Source organism: Marinobacter sp. SS8-8 (genome assembly GCF_030540945.1).
GTDB lineage: Bacteria > Pseudomonadota > Gammaproteobacteria > Pseudomonadales > Oleiphilaceae > Marinobacter.
In genome coordinates, this window is the sequence record NZ_JASSVN010000005.1 from 181,451 (window position 1) to 197,246 (window position 15,796).

A 15,796-nucleotide genomic window follows, 5' to 3' on the forward strand; every position below is an offset into this window, starting at 1 on the left:
TCCTGTTTCAAAAATTGAAATCGTCGCGAAATGCAGGATCAGCGCGTTGGACCAACAAACCGGCTTTCAGTTTCAAGGTTCAGAGAAGTCTCTGTCTCCGATTGAGCCCTGAACAGGATTTCGCTATTTGATTCGATGATGGATTCCGGCGGCACATCAACAACCGTAGGCACTGACCGGTTTTCCCCGCTTTCCACTGTGACTTTGGCTTCGGTAAGAATCCGGATATCTTCCATGCCGGTCACGGACAGGGAGAAGGTCTGGGGCACCTCGGACATGTTCACAATTTTCAGCGTGTAGGAGTTTTCAATCCGGCCTTCGCCGTTAAAGCTATAGAGGGCACCGCGGTCACGCAGTACATCCAGTTGCGCCGGAACCCGGGTTGCAATCGTGAAGATAATCGCCGCGATCATCAATGACAGCACCGCGCCATAACCAAAGGTGCGGGGCCTCATGAGCTTTGACGCCTTGCCTTCCAGTTCGTTCTCTGTGGTATAGCGAATCAGTCCCCGCGGGTAATTCATCTTGTCCATGATTTCGTCGCAGGCATCAATACACAATGCGCAACCGATGCATTCGTATTGCAGCCCGTCCCGGATATCAATGCCTGTGGGGCAGACCTGCACGCACTGGCCGCAGTCAATGCAATCACCCAGGCCGACTTCCGCAGGATCAACGCCCTTCTTGCGCCCACCCCTTGGCTCGCCCCGGTTCGGGTCGTATGAAACGACACGGGTGTCGGGGTCAAACATTACCGACTGGAAGCGGGCATATGGGCACATGTAGAGGCAAACCTGCTCCCGCATCCAGCCTGCATTCAGGTAAGTGGCAACGGTGAAAAAACCAACCCAGAAGTAGGCCCAGCCATTTGCCTGTAATGTGAAAAGGTCGCCCAGCAGTTCGCGAATAGGGTAGAAGTAGCCGACAAAGGTCAGGCCGGTGGCAAGGGCGATCAACAGCCAGACAGCGTGTTTGGCGGATTTTTTGGCCAATTTCCCCGCTGATCGGGGAGATTTGTCCAGCTTCATGCGCTTGTTGCGGCTGCCTTCGATCCGTTCCTCGACCCACATGAAGATAAAGGTCCAGACGGTTTGCGGGCAGCTATAGCCGCACCAGACCCGGCCGAACAGTGTTGTGACGAAGAACAGAGCAAAGGCGGCGATAATCAGCGTGCCCGAAAGAAGAATGAAGTCCTTGGGAAAGAAAGTAACGCCGAAGAGGTGAAATTCGCGGGCTGGCAGATCGAAATAAATCAGTGGTTGCCCGTCAAGCGTAACCCAGACAAGCAAAAAATATACACCCATCAGCATGGTCAGGCTGACATTTCGGATTCGCTGGAAGAAGCCTTTAACTTCCTTGACGTAGATCTTCTTGCGGCTGGCGTAGAGTTCGACGGTTCCGGATTTATTGTTTTCGCCGGAGGGATCAGAGGATGGGTCAACCTGTTTGACCGGAATCTTACTGCTCATGGTTACCTCCAGAAAAACGGTAATGCAAGGCAACAGGCCCTTGGGCTGCTGGTCTTTTCAAGCCTGCGCCCGCCCTGCGGGCGCAGGCTTGAAAAGACCAGGCCGGGGCACAAGACCCCGACCGGGTGACTCAGTTAGACAGGCTGTAAACGTAGGCTGCCAGAATCTGAATCTGGTCCTGCGAAAGCCGACCGCTTTGGGCTGGCATCTGGTTTTGGCGACCGTTCATGACAGTTTCTTTGACCCAGTCATAGTTAGAGCCGTAGAGCCAGGTGTTGTCTGTCAGGTTGGGGGCGCCCATGGCTTGGTTGCCCTTGCCGTCGGCACCGTGACAGGCCACGCAGGCCTGAGCAAAGACCTGTTCGCCAGCCTTTGCAGCCTCGGCATCCTGTTCCCGGCCACTGAAGCTCAGAACATAATTAACCACCTGGTCAACCTGCTCGTTGGTCATGCTGGGCATGGTGCCTTTGGCAGGCATGTTACCCATGCGGCCATTGTACAGGGTTGCCAGGATGGCGTCCGGCGTTCCGCCATAGAGCCAGTCATCGTCAGTCAGATTGGGGAAACCAACCTGGCCGCGGGCTGCAGAGCCATGGCAGACCGAGCAGTTGTTGGCAAACAGGCGCTGGCCGATTTTCATGGCATCGCTGTTTTCCGCCAGCTGCGGAACCGGCGTCTGGCCAAACTGGGCATAAATCTCGCCGTACTTGTCTTCAGCTGCGGCAACTTCGGCTTCCCACTGATTCGTGGAGGTCCAGCCCAGAAGGCCTTTCCAGTTACCAAGACCAGGGTACAGGGCAAGGTAGCCGAGCGCGAAAATACAGGTAGCGAGGAACAGATAGAACCACCACTTGGGCAGGGGATTATCGTATTCCTCAATGCCATCGAAGGAATGGCCCATAGTACGGTCGGTTTCGCTATCGGTCGTCTGGCTTTTACGGGTTGCCCAAAGCAGCCACCAGCAGCCGAAAACGGTACCGAGCACGATCACACTGATCCAGATGCTCCAGAAGGTACTCATTGTCTGTTCTCCGTTTTTTCCTGTTCGAGCGTACGCTTTTCCACGTCGTCATCGTCGAAGGGCAGGTGGGCTGCCTCCTCATTGGCTTTCTTGCGGTGGGCACTGTAGGCCCACCAGACGATTGCAAAGAAAACCGCCATTACCAGAAGAGTGTGAATGCCGCGTAACTCATTAATATCCATGGGTTCACCGTTTTTCTGAAATCACTGTACCCAGCTGTTGCAGGTAGGCGACCAGAGCCTCAATTTCAAATTTGCCTTCAACCTGGGCGGATGCGTTGGCAATCTGCTCGTCGGTGTAGGGCACGCCTAGGGTCCGGAGGGTCTCCAGCTTCGCGGCGGTCTTGGTATGGTCTACCTGGTCCTCAAACAGCCACGGGAACGCTGGCATATTCGATTCGGGTACCACACTGCGCGGATCGTACAGATGCTGGCGTTGCCAGGCGTCGGAATAACGATCACCTACGCGGGCGAGATCCGGGCCGGTACGCTTGGAACCCCACAGGAACGGGCGATCATAAACGAACTCGCCCGCGACGGAATAATGGCCATACCGCTCGGTTTCCGCACGGAACGGGCGGATCTGCTGGGTATGGCACACGTGGCAGCCTTCACGGATATAGATATCCCGGCCTTCCAGTTCAAGCGCGGACAGGGGCTCAAGGCCCTCCACCGGCTCATTTACGCTCTTCAGGAAGAACAGTGGGACTACTTCGGCAAGAAAGCCACCGCTGATGGTCAGGACAATCAGTACGATCATCAAGCCAATATTTTTTTCAACAATTTCGTGTTTCATCTGATCTCTCTCCCGTTACGCAGGCTGTGCTGCCGCATTGTCCTGCGCAACCGCGTCTTTCTGGCGCACGGTCATGTAGACGTTGTAAGCCATAACAAGCATGCCGGCCAGGAAGATAACGCCACCGAGGAAGCGGACAAAGTAGCCCGGGTACGAGGCTTCGAGAGATTCAACGAAACTGTAGGTCAGCGTGCCGTCCTGGTTAACTGCCCGCCACATCAGGCCCTGCATGATGCCGTTAACCCACATGGCGACGATGTAAAGCACGGTGCCTACTGTCGCGAGCCAGAAATGGGCGTTGATCAGGCTTGTGCTGTACATGGCCCGGACACCCCAGAGCTTGGGAATGAGGTGGTAAACCGCACCGATACTGATCATGGCAACCCAGCCCAGGGCACCGGAGTGAACATGGCCGATGGTCCAGTCTGTATTGTGAGAAAGCGCGTTCACCGTCTTGATGGACATCATCGGGCCTTCAAACGTAGACATGCCGTAAAAGGATAGGGAAACCACCAGGAAACGCAGGATCGGGTCGGTGCGCAGTTTGTGCCAGGCACCTGACAGGGTCATCATGCCGTTGATCATGCCGCCCCACGAAGGCGCAAGCAGGATCAGGGACATAATCATACCCGCGGTTTGTGCCCAGTCCGGCAGGGCGGAGTAGTGCAGGTGGTGACCACCGGCCCAGACATAGGTCGCAATCAGTGCCCAGAAGTGAACGATGGACAGGCGGTAGGAGTATACCGGACGATTGGCCTGCTTGGGGACGAAGTAGTACATCATGCCCAGGAAGCCGGCGGTCAGGAAGAAGCCCACGGCGTTGTGACCATACCACCACTGCATCATGGCGTCGGTGACACCGGCATAGGCAGAGTAGGACTTGAAAGCACTGGCGGGCAGCGCCATGTTGTTGCCAATATGCAAGACAGCAACCGTGATGATAAACGCGCCGTAGAACCAGTTGGCCACGTAGATGTGCGGGGTGCTGCGCTTCATGATGGTTCCGAAGAACACCAGGGCGTAACTGACCCAGACAACCGCGATGGCAATATCGATGGGCCATTCCAGTTCGGCGTATTCCTTGGAAGTGGTAAGGCCAAGCGGCAGGGTGATGGCTGCCGAAACGATGATCGCCTGCCAGCCCCAGAAGGTGAACGCTGCCAGCCCATCTGAAAACAGACGGGCCTGACACGTACGCTGCACTACATAATAGGCGGTGGCGAACAGGGCACTTCCACCAAAGCCGAAGATGACGGCGTTGGTATGCAGTGGCCGGAGACGACCGAAGTGGGTAAAAGGCAGGTCGAGGTTGAGGGACGGCCAGACCAGCTGTGCTGCAATCAGCACACCCAGGGCCATACCTACAATACCCCATACCACTGTCATGATGGCGAATTGTCTCACCACCTTGTAGTTGTATGTCAGGTTTGCATTTACTGTGCTCATAGCCTTACCAATGGGTTTAAAGTGGGGAAATATGCGGGCGCAAGTATGGAGAAACCACTAGCTGTTTGCAATGACTCAGGTCAACTCCTGACATCCGTCAACTGCGCCGAAATCAGCAACATGGCTTCCTTTCTCATGCCGTTATTGGAGTTGTTCAACGCCCGGAATGTGTGTTGCCTGGTTTGCAATGATAGACCCTCAGACAGCGGAGGTGAATTCTGTGACGTTGATTAAGATCAAAGGTTGGGGGAATCGCCCGCAAAGCGTGGCTATTTATGGATGGGTGCCTGAATTCCCGGGGGCTGCGCCAGTTCGGTTGCTTCAGGGGCCTTTATTTCAGGCTTCGGTTCCTTCGGAAAACAGCACGCGGTTGCGGCCTTCTTTTTTTGCGGCGTAAAGGGCTTCATCCGCCCGCTCGAAAAGCTGATTCTGGCTTTCGCCGGCACTCAGGGAGGCAATGCCCGCGCTCAGGGTGATCCTGACCTCGGTTCCATCGGGTGATGTCAGTGGTGTATTGGCGATGTCCGCGAGCAATGTCTCGCAGACTTTTCGAGCTCCGGCCGCGTCTGTTCCGGGCAGCAGGAGCGCGAACTCCTCGCCGCCAAACCGGATAGCAATATCCCGCGGGCGTTTCACATGCCTGGTCAGCATTTCGGCGATAAACCGAAGGCAGGCATCTCCAAAGCTGTGGCCCCAGGTGTCGTTGATTGTTTTGAAATGATCGGCATCCACCAGTGCCAGGGTCAGTGTCTGGCCGGTGCGGCGCGCCTCGGCACACAATTCAGGGAAAATGTTATCCAGGTGCCTTCGGTTGTGCAGGCCGGTCAGGGCATCGTTCGTGCTCAGCGTTGACAGCTGGCGATTGGCCTTTTCAAGCTCCCGCATGATGCTCCTCAGTTGTGCGGTACGCTCATGCACTTTGAACTCAAGCTCGGTGCGTGCGTTATGCTCCACTTCCAGCAACTTCTGGTTGAGCAGCCGCCACCGTTGCACCATGGCATAGTTCAGCAGAATGACCTGTCCACCCATCGCAAACTGCATCAGCGCTTCCCGGGCCAGGAAGTCGGTCAGATAGCCGAACGCCGCCAGTGCATAGATCAGGCCGCCAATCAGCATCACCAACCAGGCCAGCAGGTACCACAGGGCCGGCTGATAGCCCTGTTTCCAGCGAACAACAGCGATGACAAAGAGGCTTGAAATGACGGCCAGTGCCAGCACGGTGTTCAGCACAATGGTTTTGCTGTACGGCAAAAACAGCGTCAGCGCAAGAAATCCGACGCAGGACCAGGCCAGGGTTTTCAGCGCGGTTTCCGAGGTGGTGCCCTTGGAGACTTCCAGGAATGAACGGCCAAAAAGTGTCATGGCCAGCGCGGAAAGGGCCAGTGACAGGGGAATGGACATGTTGGCAAAGCCAGTAGTGTTGGGCCAGAAATACTGGTTGGCAAATCCGCCCATGGCAAACAGAAACAGCCCGAGGGCGGTCATATAAAAGGCGTTGTAAAAGTAGTAAGCCGTTCCAGAGCTGAAGAAAAGCAGCAGATTGAATACGGCAAGCACCAGTAACGCCCCGTAGAATAGTCCCTGGGTCAGCGTCAGGTGGTTGCTTCCGGCAATCACTTCCGCCGGGGTTTCCAGGCTCAGCGGAACATTCAGTGCTCCGCTGCTGTGAATCCTGAGGGTTATCGAGCGGGTTTCGCCGGCATCCAGTGTGACGGGCAGCAGAAAATACCGGTAATCTATGCCGCGAGAAGAAAACGGGTGCCGATCCCCGGTTACGATGGACTCTGTAGTACCCTTCCCCGTCTGCCAGAAGGTGATCTCGTCGAGCAGTGGGTAGCTGAGCTTCAGGTACCACAGGCTGCGCTCCGCCCCGGAGTTCCGGATATGCAGGTGAACCCAGTACACCGATTTCGTGGCACTGAAGACCAGGTCCCGGCCAAGTGCCGGTGTCCATGCAAGGTTTTCCGGAAGCTGCCCGGGCCTGGACGCACGATGGGCCGGTTCGCCGGGCGGCGCACTGTAGAAGCAGATGTACTGCATCAGCGCATTGCGTGCTGCGCTGTCCGTTGCCTCAAGCGTCGGGCACCCGGTCCTGAGCGAGCCGTCATCGGCCATTGCCAGGGCGGGGAGCAGCGAAAGGCTCAGGATGGCAAGCAGGCGCAAAATCAGCGACATTCGGTACTTCCCGCGGATATCTGAGCAGAAAGTGTAGTCAGAGAAGACAACCAGTGCTGTTAAACAGATTCAACTTTTGCAGGTTGGCTTTCCGTTCGCATCTTTCCGGTATTGCATGGAGCAGATTCTCCTGTTGTTTCGGTTCTGGCTTGCGCCGGCCCGGGCTCGAATCCGACGCCGGCCGTGAAATGACAGGCTCAGCTGCCGGTGAAGAAGCGCGGTGACCGGTGGTCGCTCTGCCGTGATATTCTGGTAAACGGGCTCCTCAGGGAGGCGGTTATCGGTTTTCGTTTGAATGCCCGCCATCTCTACCTTGGTCGTGAGGAAGTCATCTGTTTTATTGAGCGGACAGGTTAAAAGGCGCTCTGCTCCAGAACAGTGATGTGTTCTTCATGGTCCATCATGGGAATTAATTCAAGCATGAGGTTACGGCGTTCCTCGGAGTGAAACCAGCGTTCCCAGTCTGCCTCGGATTGCCAGTTTGCCAGGGTAATACGGTGATTGGGGTCGTGACTGTCGATCAGCGTTTCTCCCGATATGAAGCCGGGGGCGCTGACCGCCTGCCGCAAGACCATGCGAGAGCGCTCTTCGTAGGCTGATTCCAGTGTTTCAGCAATGTGACGTTCAATCAGAACCCGGATCATCGCAAACCTCCACGTGCTTTAACTGTTATAAACAATAATTTAGCAGGTATTTCCAAAAAATCAGCTGAAATGACAGGAGATAGGATTTGAATGCATCTGAGTATGACGCTGAACTGGACGCCCGTGGTCTTTTCTGCCCGGAACCGGTGATGATGTTACACAATCGCATAAACGATGTGGAACCGGGTGGCGTCTTGCGGGTCGTTGCCACGGACCCCTCCACTACACGGGACATTCCAAGATTCTGCCAGTTCCTGGGGCATGAATTGGTCGGTCAGGCGGAGTCCGACGATCTGTTCATCTACCTGATACGCAGGGGCGCATAAGAGGGGCTAGTAAAGCGAGAGGCCAACAAAGCGCGCCTTCAGACTTCCGGGCGCAGCTTCCGGAGGTGGCTCAGGAACTGGTTGCGGTTCATCTCACCCAGCACCCTCCGTTGGGGCAACTCCTCGCCGTTGCTGCGGTAGAACAGAATAGCCGGTGGTCCGAACAGGCCCAGTTCGTCAAGCATGGCCTGCTGCTCGGGCGTGTTGTCCGTTATGTCGATCTGCAGCAGCGTGTAGGGGGCGAGCGCCTGAATGACGTCCGGCTGGCTGAAGACGTTGCGCTCCATGACCTTGCAGGAAATGCACCAGTCGGCGTAGAAGTCCAGTACCACCGGACGCTCCCGCTCCCGGGCTTGTCTGAGCATGGCCCTTATTTCTGCAGGCTGTTCCACCCGCCGAAATTCCGCGTGCTGCGCACTGGCTGTGCCACCGTATCCGGCGGATGCGCTTGCCGTGGTAAAGGGTGCCAGTGGTCTGAACGGGTCGTTGGCGCCGCTGGCCGCGCCGGCAAGCAGGGCCAGGCCATAGGCAAACAGGACGAGGCCGAGACCCTTGCACGTGCGTTCCCAGCCTGCCTTTGCCGCATCAAACGCCCCGATCTGAACACCGGTGATGGCAATCAGCAGTCCCCAGAGAGTCAACGCCAGCCAGCCCGGCACCAGGCGTTCAACCAGCCAGATCGCCACTGCCAGCAACATAACGCCATAGACGTGTTTTACCGCCGTCATCCAGTGTCCGGTGGTTGGCAGCACTTTTCGACCGCCAACGGCAACCAGGATCAGTGGAATTCCCATCCCGAGGCCAAGCGCGAAGAGGGCGATACCTCCGATGACGGCGTCCTGGGTGGTAGAGATGTAAAGGAGGCTGCCGGCCAGCGGGGCCGACACGCACGGGGAAACGATCAATGCCGACAGCGCGCCGATGCCGAATATGCTGACCACCCGGCTGCCCGTAAGGCGATGGCTGGCATCGTTGAGGGGGTCGCGGATAAACCGGGGCAACTGAATCTCGAACAGATCGAACATGGAGAGCGCAAATATCACGAACATCAGGGCGAACAGGCTCAACACCCAGGGCGATTGCAGTTGCGACTGCAGGTTGAAGCTGGCGCCGAGCAAACCGGTCAGCACCCCCGCTGCGGCGTAGGTCAACGCCATGCCCAGTACATAGCTGCCTGCAAGGAGCAGGGCATGGCCGGTGGAAGGGGTATTTCTGCCGGAAACCAGCGTTGAAATAATCGGTACCATGGGCAGAACACAGGGCGTAAACGTCAGCCCCAGGCCAAGGAGCAGGAAGACGGCGGCAATCACCAGGGTGGAATGCCCGGCGAGGAAGCCGGCAAGGCCCGTCGCCGTCTCGGTGTTCACGGACCCCTGGTTTTCGGCGCCGTCGGCGCCTTCCGTGGAGGCACTCGGGGACCCGGCATCGCGGTTACCCTGGTAGAACAACACGTCCCGGGTCTGGGGCGGGTAACACAAGCCGGCCTTTGCGCAACCCTGGTAAGTCACCTGCAGTTGGGCTTCCCGAACACCTTCGGGCAGCGTGACCGGAACCCGGGCTTCCACCGGATCAAAGAATACAGTGGATTTTCCAAAAAATTCGTCTTCAATGTCCGTGCCGGGCCTGGAGTATACCGGGTTGCCAATGCCGACGCCCGGGTCCGCGGCCTCGATACTGATCCTTTCACGGTATAGATAGTGGCCCGGGGTGATGTCCCAGGACAGCACCACGCTGTCATTGTCGGTTGCGAAGCTGAATGGCAGGGCTTCGTCTACCGGGAGAAATTCATTGCCGTGACCACCGAACAGGGAACTCCCGCCGCTGCCCAGCGCCCAGGCCGGGTTGGCTGTTGACAGGAGCAGGGCGAGTGCCAGGATCAGATTCAGTGGGTTCGCCCATTGGCGTTTCATCTTCATTACTGCACAGAAGGCCGTCATTGATCGTAGAAGTTCCCGGTTAGTGTCTGATTCTGCCGGACTGTCGCAGTGCGATTGCCACTGGCGCCCGGTTTGCCACGCCCGCAGTGGACACCCGCCCCCCGTCAAAGTTCCCTCTGGTATTGACGGCGGTAAAGTCGCACAATAGCCAGCCAATGCACCACAGTCCAGATGATCTTATCGTGCTGTTTAATGACCTGTTCCGGGAAGCATACCGGACCGAGCTGGTCAGAGGCAGTGATGAACCTGAATACATACCGGAGAGCGGGCCGGACCGGCCGGCACGGGTTGTCTTTGCTCGCGGTTATTATGCCAGTGCTTTGCATGAGATAAGCCACTGGTGTATTGCTGGTGAGTACCGGCGCACGCTTCATGATTATGGTTACTGGTACTGTCCGGATGGCCGTACACCGCAGCAACAACAGGCATTCGAGCAGGTGGAAGTGAAACCCCAGGCCATCGAATGGTTGTTTTCCCTGGCCTCAGGATCCCGCTTCCACGTTAGCGTGGACAACCTTTCCGGAGGCGGAGCCGCCAATGAAGAGCGTTTCCGCCGGAGTGTGTGGGCGCAGGCGGGCGAGTTCCTGGAACGCGGGCTGCCGGCCCGTGCACAGGCTTTTTTTAGCGCGCTGGCGACATTTTATGGAACCGGAGAAATCCTCGGGGAGCGCTGGCGTGAAGATGCCCGGCGCATTGCTCCGTTACCTTCTGAATCAGGACATTTGCAGGAAAACTGAGACTCTATGACATCTGACCCAAAACACACCGGCGACCTGAGATTCAGTGATCTGAACCTCGACAAGCGTTTGCTGGATGCGATTACGGCCATTGGTTTTGAATTTTGTACCCCGATTCAGGCGGAAACGCTGCCCTGGACACTGGCCTGTGAAGATCTGATCGGCCAGGCCCAGACGGGTACCGGTAAGACAGCAGCCTTCCTGATCACGGCTATCCAGAGCCTTCTGGAAACGCCGATTCCCGAATCGGACCGGTGCGCCTCAGAGCCCCGGGTCCTTGCCCTGGCGCCAACTCGCGAGCTGGCCATGCAGATTGCCAGGGATGCTGAGCAGCTGTGCCAGCACACCGGCCACAACGTAGTCACGGTGGTGGGCGGCATGAACTATGACAAACAGCGGGATCAGTTGCAGAACGAGATTGTCGATATTCTCGTTGCCACCCCCGGTCGCCTCATTGACTTCCTCGGCTCCCAGGACGTGTTCCTCGATCAGATCGATATCCTGATCCTGGATGAAGCCGACCGCATGCTCGATATGGGGTTTATTCCGGATGTAAAGCGGATTATCCGCAAGTGCACGCCCAAGGATGATCGCCAGACGCTTCTGTTCAGTGCCACCTTCAATCAGGATGTTCTGAATCTTGCGTCTATGTGGACCAGTAATGCCGAGTTCGTGGAAATCGAGCCCGAGCAGAAAACGGCCGAGCGGGTAGAGCAGACCGTTTACCTGTTGGGCGATGACGAAAAGCTTCCGGTGTTGGTGAATTTCCTCAGGCGCCCGGAAGTGGAAAAAGCCCTGGTGTTTGCCAACCGGCGTGACCAGTGCCGCGACCTGGAAGAAGATCTCAGGAATCAGGGCGTGAAAGTGGCCTTGATGTCTGGTGAAATTGCCCAGAACAAACGTCTGAAAACCCTCGATCAGTTCAAGAAGGGCAGTATTCAGGTGCTGGTTGCCACCGACGTTGCTGGCCGTGGTATTCATGTGAACGGTGTCACCCATGTTTTCAACTACAATCTTCCGGACAATGCCGAGGACTATGTTCATCGCATTGGCCGAACCGGCAGGGCTGGCAAGCATGGGGTTTCCATCAGTTTTGCCGGTGAAAATGACTCTTTCTCACTGCCAGCCATCGAGGCTTACATCAGCCAGAAGCTGAAAACTGCGGTGCCTGATGAAGCGCTCATGGCGGCCATGGACAACCCGCCGATTACCCGCAAGCGTGGTCGCCGCCCTCAGGGGCAGGGTGGCCGCGGTGGTCAGGGCGGTCGCAATCAGCGTCAGCGCAGGAAATGACAGGCCGGATATTATTATGTTGATCGTAGCAGACGAAAACATTCCGTTACTGGACTCCTTTTTTGGCGATATCGGTGAGGTCAGACGTGTATCTGGCCGCTCGATGACTGCCGGTGAGGTTTGCGATGCCGATGTCCTGCTGGTGCGGTCCGTTACCCGGGTAAACCGTGAGCTGCTTGCAGGCAGCCGCGTGCGTTTCGTGGGTACGACCACAATTGGCACCGATCACGTGGACAGGGGCTGGCTCGAACAGCAAGGCATCCGGTTTTCCGCGGCGCCCGGCTGCAATGCCAACAGCGTTGCCGAGTACGTGCTGTCTGTCCTGTCGCTTTATGCGGAGAAGCGGGGTCTGGCCGACTGGTCGCGGCTCAGTGTCGGTATTGTCGGTGTGGGTCACGTTGGAGGCGAGTTGGCGCGCAAACTGGAACGTCTTGGTTTTGACGTTCGGCTTTGCGATCCGCCAAGAGCGGACCTGGAAGAAGGCCAGGAGTTTGTGTCCCTCGAAGAGGTCATGAAGTGCGATGTCGTTACCTTGCACACACCATTAACCCGTAAGAGCAACCATCCGACGTTCCACATGGTTGGCGAACAGGCGCTGGATGGTCTGGGTGCAAGCCAATTGCTTATCAACGCAGGCAGAGGCGGGGTTATCGACTCATCAGCACTGCTGGCTCGCCTCGGCAGGGGCAATGCGCCCACCGTGGTACTGGATGTCTGGGAGCAGGAGCCAAGAATCCACCCTGAGCTCGTTGATCAGGTATGGCTGGCAACACCGCATATCGCCGGGCACAGCCTGGAGGGCAAAGTTGAGGGCACGGAAATGATTTATCAGGAGTTGAGCCAGTTCCTTGGGTTGCCGGTTCGCAAAAAGGCGGGCCAGTTTCTGCCGGAGCCGGCCCTCAGCAAAATTTCCTTTACCAGCTCCGTGGAGGAGGAGGATGCAATCCGCATTGCATTAAGGGCATGCTACGATCCCCGCCGGGACGATATCCGGCTTCGGAACGCCATGAGCGGTTCGGTTGAGGAGCGAGGGGCGGCATTTGACCGGCTTCGTCGGGACTACCCGGTGCGTCGGGAATACTCAAGTCTCAAGATCCAGCTGAAGGGGACGAGTAAATCCCTGCAGGACAGTTTCCGGGCCATGGGATTCAAGCTGAAGATCTGATCGGCAGTGCAGGCGGGAAAGAAAGAACCGGAGCAGGGCCCCGGTTTTCTGTTACAGCTTTGCGCTCTGCAAGGCCTGGATGCGGTCTTCCAGCGGAGGGTGTGTCATAAAGAGCGCGCTCAGTCCGCCCCGGGCGCCGCGGTTGATGCCGAATGCCTGCAGGGTGTCGGGCATCTGGTCCGGGACCTCGCTCTCCTGCCTGAGCCGCGCCAGTGCACTGATCATCGCCGAGCGCCCGGCCAGTTGTGCTCCGGCGATATCGGCCCGGAACTCCCGGCGGCGCGAGAACCAGAACACAATGGTGCTGGCGAGGATCCCCAGTACGATTTCCGCCAGGATACTGACGGCGAAAAAACCGAGTCCATGGCCGCTCTCATTCCTGAACACCACACGGTCAACGAAGGAGCCAATCACCCGTGACGCAAATATCACGAAGGTGTTCACCACCCCCTGAATCAGCGCCAGGGTCACCATATCACCATTGGCCACGTGGCCGATTTCGTGGCCAAGTACTGCCCGGATCTCATCTTTGTTGAAGCGTTGCAGCAGGCCTTCGCTGACGGCCACCAACGCGTCATTCCTGTTCCATCCCGTGGCGAAGGCATTCGACTGTGACGCCGGAAAGATGGCCACTTCAGGCATGCCGATACCGGCGTTTTTGGCCAGTTCAGCGACCGTTCCGACCAGCCAGCGCTCGGCGGGTGTTCGTGGAGATTCAATGACCTTCGCCTTGGTGCTCCACTTGGCCATGGGCTTCGACAGGAGCAGGGAAACGATGGCGCCGGCAAATCCGAAGACGGTGGCGAAAGCCAGTAGCGAGCCATACTGAATACCGTTCTGGGCCAGGTAGCTGTCCACACCCAGCAGTCGCAGCGTGAAGCTGGCGACAAAGATTACGGCAAGGTTGGTTGCCAGAAACAGCAGAATGCGCATGTCAGGTCCCTGTTCAGTCTGTCACGAAAAACCGATGTTCAGACCGATATATAGGGCTTGGGTTCAATCAATCAACGTCCTTACGTTGATTTAATAATTGCCACTGTCAGCAAAGAAGACGGCTTGCATTACCTGGCTGATGCGGCCGGAGTTCCCAGTTTTGAGTGCGGTGCGCACCAGGTGGATATGGGTGGAAAGGTCGTCCTGAACCGAGGGGGGCAGGGTGCTGACGGATGCCTCATCCGCAATCCCCAGCTCCCGGGCCAGAGACGCCGGTGCCGGAGCGCTCAGGCGGATAAACGCACTCCGTGTCAGGACCGCCTGGTCCAGCGCTTCCTGGCGAATGGTATCAACATACCGAACCAGGCCTTCCTCGGCGAGCCAGAGCAGGGCGCCAAAGCAGGCCATGTGCCGCTTGCTGTGCAGGCCGAACTCGTCGGGCTCATCGGGCCCGGCAATATCTTCGACAAACAGGTTTGTCCGCCTCGGGAAGGCGCCATAAAGTTGCACAAGAGCAACTGCGGCATCCTTGTAGAATTCCTCGACGTGAAGGTCCGCCATGATGTGCCCCGCTACTGCTGGTATTTGCCCAGGAAGTTTCCGAGCCGGCCCATGGCGTCTTCCAGGGTGTCTTCCCGGGGCAGGAAAACCACCCTGAGGTGCTGCCTGTCGTCGATATTGAACGCCGAGCCCTGCACCAGAAGGATTTTTTCCTGCAGCAGCAGATCCAATACCAGCTTTTCATCATTCACGATGGGGAAGCGCCTGGGGTCCAACTTTGGGAACAGATAGAGCGCGCCCTGGGGTTTCACGCAGCTTACGCCCGGAATATCGTTGAGCATCCGCCAGGCTGTCTCCCGTTGCTCGCAGAGCCGTCCGCCCGGGGCTACCAGGTCGTTGATGGACTGGTAGCCGCCCAGCGCCGTCTGGATGGCGAGCTGGGCTGGCACATTGGCACACAGGCGCATGTTGGAGAGCATCTCAATGCCCTCGGTCAGGTCTTTGGCGCGGTGTTTGGCGCCGCTGATGATCATCCAGCCTGAGCGGTAACCGGCCGCCCGGTAGTTCTTTGAAAGGCCGTTATAGGTGAAGAACAGAACATCGTCAGCCAGTGAAGCGGTGGAGACATGCTGGGTGCCGTCGTAAAGAATCTTGTCGTAGATCTCGTCGGACAGAACGATCAGGTTGTGCTCGCGGGCAAGCTCGATCACCTGTTCAAGCAGCTCTTTTGAGTAGACGGCACCGGTCGGGTTGTTCGGGTTTATCAGCACAATTGCCCGCGTACGACGGGTAATCTTTTTACGAATATCGTCAATATCCGGGAACCAGCCCTGCTGTTCGTCACAGCGATAGTGCACCGGTTTGCCGCTGGACAGGGTAACAGCCGCTGTCCAGAGTGGGTAATCCGGTGCCGGGATCAACACTTCATCACCCGTATTGAGCATCGCCTGCATGGTCATGACAATCAGTTCGCTGACGCCGTTGCCAAGAAAGATATCGTCAATATCGACCTTGTCGATACCTCGCTGCTGGCAATAGTGCATCACCGCCTTGCGGGCGGAAAACAGGCCCTTTGATTCCACGTAGCCCTGGGCCAGGTGCATGTTGTAGATAACGTCCTGCTGGATTTCTTCCGGCACGTCCAGCTCAAATGTGGCCGGGTTGCCAATGTTCAGCTTGAGGACCCGGTGGCCTTCCTCTTCCAGTCGACGTGCTTCCCGCAGAACCACGCCACGTATTTCATAACACACGTTATCCAGCTTGGCGGATTTATAGTAGTTCTGCATGGGACCCGGGCTTCCTTACTTGTGAGATCGGAAAATGACGCCTGCCAAAACGACAGGCCTTTATTCTA

At 57.3% G+C, this 15,796-nt stretch carries 15 protein-coding genes; 4 read left to right on the plus strand and 11 right to left on the minus strand.

Annotated elements, in window-relative coordinates; genetic code table 11:
* Positions 1–38: 38 nt before the first annotated feature.
* The 7 genes from ccoG to QPL96_RS07585 form a co-directional block, all read right to left on the minus strand.
* Positions 39–1,469 carry a cytochrome c oxidase accessory protein CcoG gene (gene ccoG, locus QPL96_RS07555; protein ID WP_303286756.1) on the minus strand — a complete coding sequence of 477 codons (1,431 nt, stop codon included), beginning with the start codon at positions 1,467–1,469 and terminating at the stop codon, positions 39–41.
* A gap of 130 nt (positions 1,470–1,599) precedes the next feature.
* Positions 1,600–2,490 carry a cytochrome-c oxidase, cbb3-type subunit III gene (gene ccoP / locus QPL96_RS07560; RefSeq protein ID WP_303286758.1) on the minus strand — a complete coding sequence of 297 codons (891 nt, stop codon included), beginning with the start codon at positions 2,488–2,490 and terminating at the stop codon, positions 1,600–1,602.
* Positions 2,487–2,672 carry a cbb3-type cytochrome c oxidase subunit 3 gene (locus QPL96_RS07565; RefSeq protein WP_303286760.1) on the minus strand — a complete coding sequence of 62 codons (186 nt, stop codon included), beginning with the start codon at positions 2,670–2,672 and terminating at the stop codon, positions 2,487–2,489. Before QPL96_RS07565 ends, ccoP begins: the two co-directional genes overlap by 4 nt.
* 4 nt (positions 2,673–2,676) lie before the next feature.
* Positions 2,677–3,285, minus strand: coding sequence for a cytochrome-c oxidase, cbb3-type subunit II (ccoO, locus tag QPL96_RS07570; RefSeq protein WP_303286762.1), 609 nt, complete (start codon positions 3,283–3,285; stop codon positions 2,677–2,679).
* 15 nt (positions 3,286–3,300) lie between these two features.
* A complete protein-coding gene (gene ccoN, locus QPL96_RS07575; RefSeq protein ID WP_303286763.1) occupies positions 3,301–4,731 on the minus strand; it encodes a cytochrome-c oxidase, cbb3-type subunit I in 1,431 nt (476 codons plus the stop codon).
* A gap of 336 nt (positions 4,732–5,067) precedes the next feature.
* Complete coding sequence (locus QPL96_RS07580; RefSeq protein ID WP_303286765.1) at positions 5,068–6,906, minus strand: diguanylate cyclase; 1,839 nt, start codon at positions 6,904–6,906, stop codon at positions 5,068–5,070.
* A 353-nt stretch (positions 6,907–7,259) separates the two neighbouring features.
* Positions 7,260–7,550, minus strand: coding sequence for an antibiotic biosynthesis monooxygenase (locus tag QPL96_RS07585; protein ID WP_303286767.1), 291 nt, complete (start codon positions 7,548–7,550; stop codon positions 7,260–7,262).
* An 86-nt stretch (positions 7,551–7,636) separates the two neighbouring features.
* Here QPL96_RS07585 and tusA point away from each other — a divergent pair, with 86 nt between their 5' ends.
* Positions 7,637–7,876: a sulfurtransferase TusA gene (gene tusA, locus QPL96_RS07590; RefSeq protein WP_303286768.1), complete on the plus strand. Its 240-nt coding sequence runs from the start codon at positions 7,637–7,639 to the stop codon at positions 7,874–7,876.
* A 38-nt stretch (positions 7,877–7,914) separates the two neighbouring features.
* Here tusA and dsbD read toward each other — a convergent pair whose 3' ends face one another.
* Complete coding sequence (dsbD, locus tag QPL96_RS07595) at positions 7,915–9,813, minus strand: protein-disulfide reductase DsbD (RefSeq protein WP_303286770.1); 1,899 nt, start codon at positions 9,811–9,813, stop codon at positions 7,915–7,917.
* A gap of 155 nt (positions 9,814–9,968) precedes the next feature.
* On the opposite strand from dsbD, the gene QPL96_RS07600 reads away from it, so the two are divergent.
* Genes QPL96_RS07600 through pdxB form a run of 3 tightly spaced genes read left to right on the plus strand, consistent with a single transcriptional unit; the run spans position 9,969 to position 13,008 of the window.
* A complete protein-coding gene (locus QPL96_RS07600) occupies positions 9,969–10,550 on the plus strand; it encodes an elongation factor P hydroxylase (RefSeq protein ID WP_303286771.1) in 582 nt (193 codons plus the stop codon).
* Positions 10,551–10,556: 6 nt separating this feature from the next.
* On the plus strand, positions 10,557–11,843 hold the full coding sequence (locus tag QPL96_RS07605; protein WP_303286773.1) for a DEAD/DEAH box helicase: 1,287 nt from the start codon (positions 10,557–10,559) through the stop codon (positions 11,841–11,843).
* A 16-nt stretch (positions 11,844–11,859) separates the two neighbouring features.
* Complete coding sequence (gene pdxB / locus QPL96_RS07610; protein ID WP_303286775.1) at positions 11,860–13,008, plus strand: 4-phosphoerythronate dehydrogenase PdxB; 1,149 nt, start codon at positions 11,860–11,862, stop codon at positions 13,006–13,008.
* Between the two features lie 51 nt (positions 13,009–13,059).
* Here the strand turns inward: pdxB and htpX are convergent, their stop codons facing one another.
* From htpX to QPL96_RS07625, 3 genes are all read right to left on the minus strand, one after another.
* The gene (gene htpX, locus QPL96_RS07615) at positions 13,060–13,941 is read right to left on the minus strand and encodes a protease HtpX (RefSeq protein WP_303286777.1); all 882 of its coding nucleotides are present in this window, start codon (positions 13,939–13,941) and stop codon (positions 13,060–13,062) included.
* A gap of 90 nt (positions 13,942–14,031) precedes the next feature.
* Entirely contained in the window at positions 14,032–14,502 is a 471-nt protein-coding gene (locus tag QPL96_RS07620; RefSeq protein WP_303286779.1) for a hypothetical protein, read from the minus strand.
* Between the two features lie 11 nt (positions 14,503–14,513).
* The gene (locus QPL96_RS07625) at positions 14,514–15,728 is read right to left on the minus strand and encodes a pyridoxal phosphate-dependent aminotransferase (protein WP_303286780.1); all 1,215 of its coding nucleotides are present in this window, start codon (positions 15,726–15,728) and stop codon (positions 14,514–14,516) included.
* Positions 15,729–15,796 lie beyond the last annotated feature (68 nt).

What these genes read in the sequence shown, in the direction of transcription:
- QPL96_RS07565 (WP_303286760.1), bottom strand. Translation starts at nt 2,672, where the DNA reads ATGGATATTAATGAGTTACGCGGCATTCACACTCTTCTGGTAATGGCG.
- ccoP (WP_303286758.1), bottom strand. Translation starts at nt 2,490, where the DNA reads ATGAGTACCTTCTGGAGCATCTGGATCAGTGTGATCGTGCTCGGTACC.
- htpX (WP_303286777.1), bottom strand. Translation starts at nt 13,941, where the DNA reads ATGCGCATTCTGCTGTTTCTGGCAACCAACCTTGCCGTAATCTTTGTC.
- pdxB (WP_303286775.1), top strand. Translation starts at nt 11,860, where the DNA reads ATGTTGATCGTAGCAGACGAAAACATTCCGTTACTGGACTCCTTTTTT.
- ccoO (WP_303286762.1), bottom strand. Translation starts at nt 3,285, where the DNA reads ATGAAACACGAAATTGTTGAAAAAAATATTGGCTTGATGATCGTACTG.
- QPL96_RS07580 (WP_303286765.1), bottom strand. Translation starts at nt 6,906, where the DNA reads ATGTCGCTGATTTTGCGCCTGCTTGCCATCCTGAGCCTTTCGCTGCTC.
- QPL96_RS07600 (WP_303286771.1), top strand. Translation starts at nt 9,969, where the DNA reads ATGCACCACAGTCCAGATGATCTTATCGTGCTGTTTAATGACCTGTTC.
- ccoG (WP_303286756.1), bottom strand. Translation starts at nt 1,469, where the DNA reads ATGAGCAGTAAGATTCCGGTCAAACAGGTTGACCCATCCTCTGATCCC.
- QPL96_RS07585 (WP_303286767.1), bottom strand. Translation starts at nt 7,550, where the DNA reads ATGATCCGGGTTCTGATTGAACGTCACATTGCTGAAACACTGGAATCA.
- QPL96_RS07620 (WP_303286779.1), bottom strand. Translation starts at nt 14,502, where the DNA reads ATGGCGGACCTTCACGTCGAGGAATTCTACAAGGATGCCGCAGTTGCT.
- QPL96_RS07625 (WP_303286780.1), bottom strand. Translation starts at nt 15,728, where the DNA reads ATGCAGAACTACTATAAATCCGCCAAGCTGGATAACGTGTGTTATGAA.
- QPL96_RS07605 (WP_303286773.1), top strand. Translation starts at nt 10,557, where the DNA reads ATGACATCTGACCCAAAACACACCGGCGACCTGAGATTCAGTGATCTG.
- dsbD (WP_303286770.1), bottom strand. Translation starts at nt 9,813, where the DNA reads ATGACGGCCTTCTGTGCAGTAATGAAGATGAAACGCCAATGGGCGAAC.
- ccoN (WP_303286763.1), bottom strand. Translation starts at nt 4,731, where the DNA reads ATGAGCACAGTAAATGCAAACCTGACATACAACTACAAGGTGGTGAGA.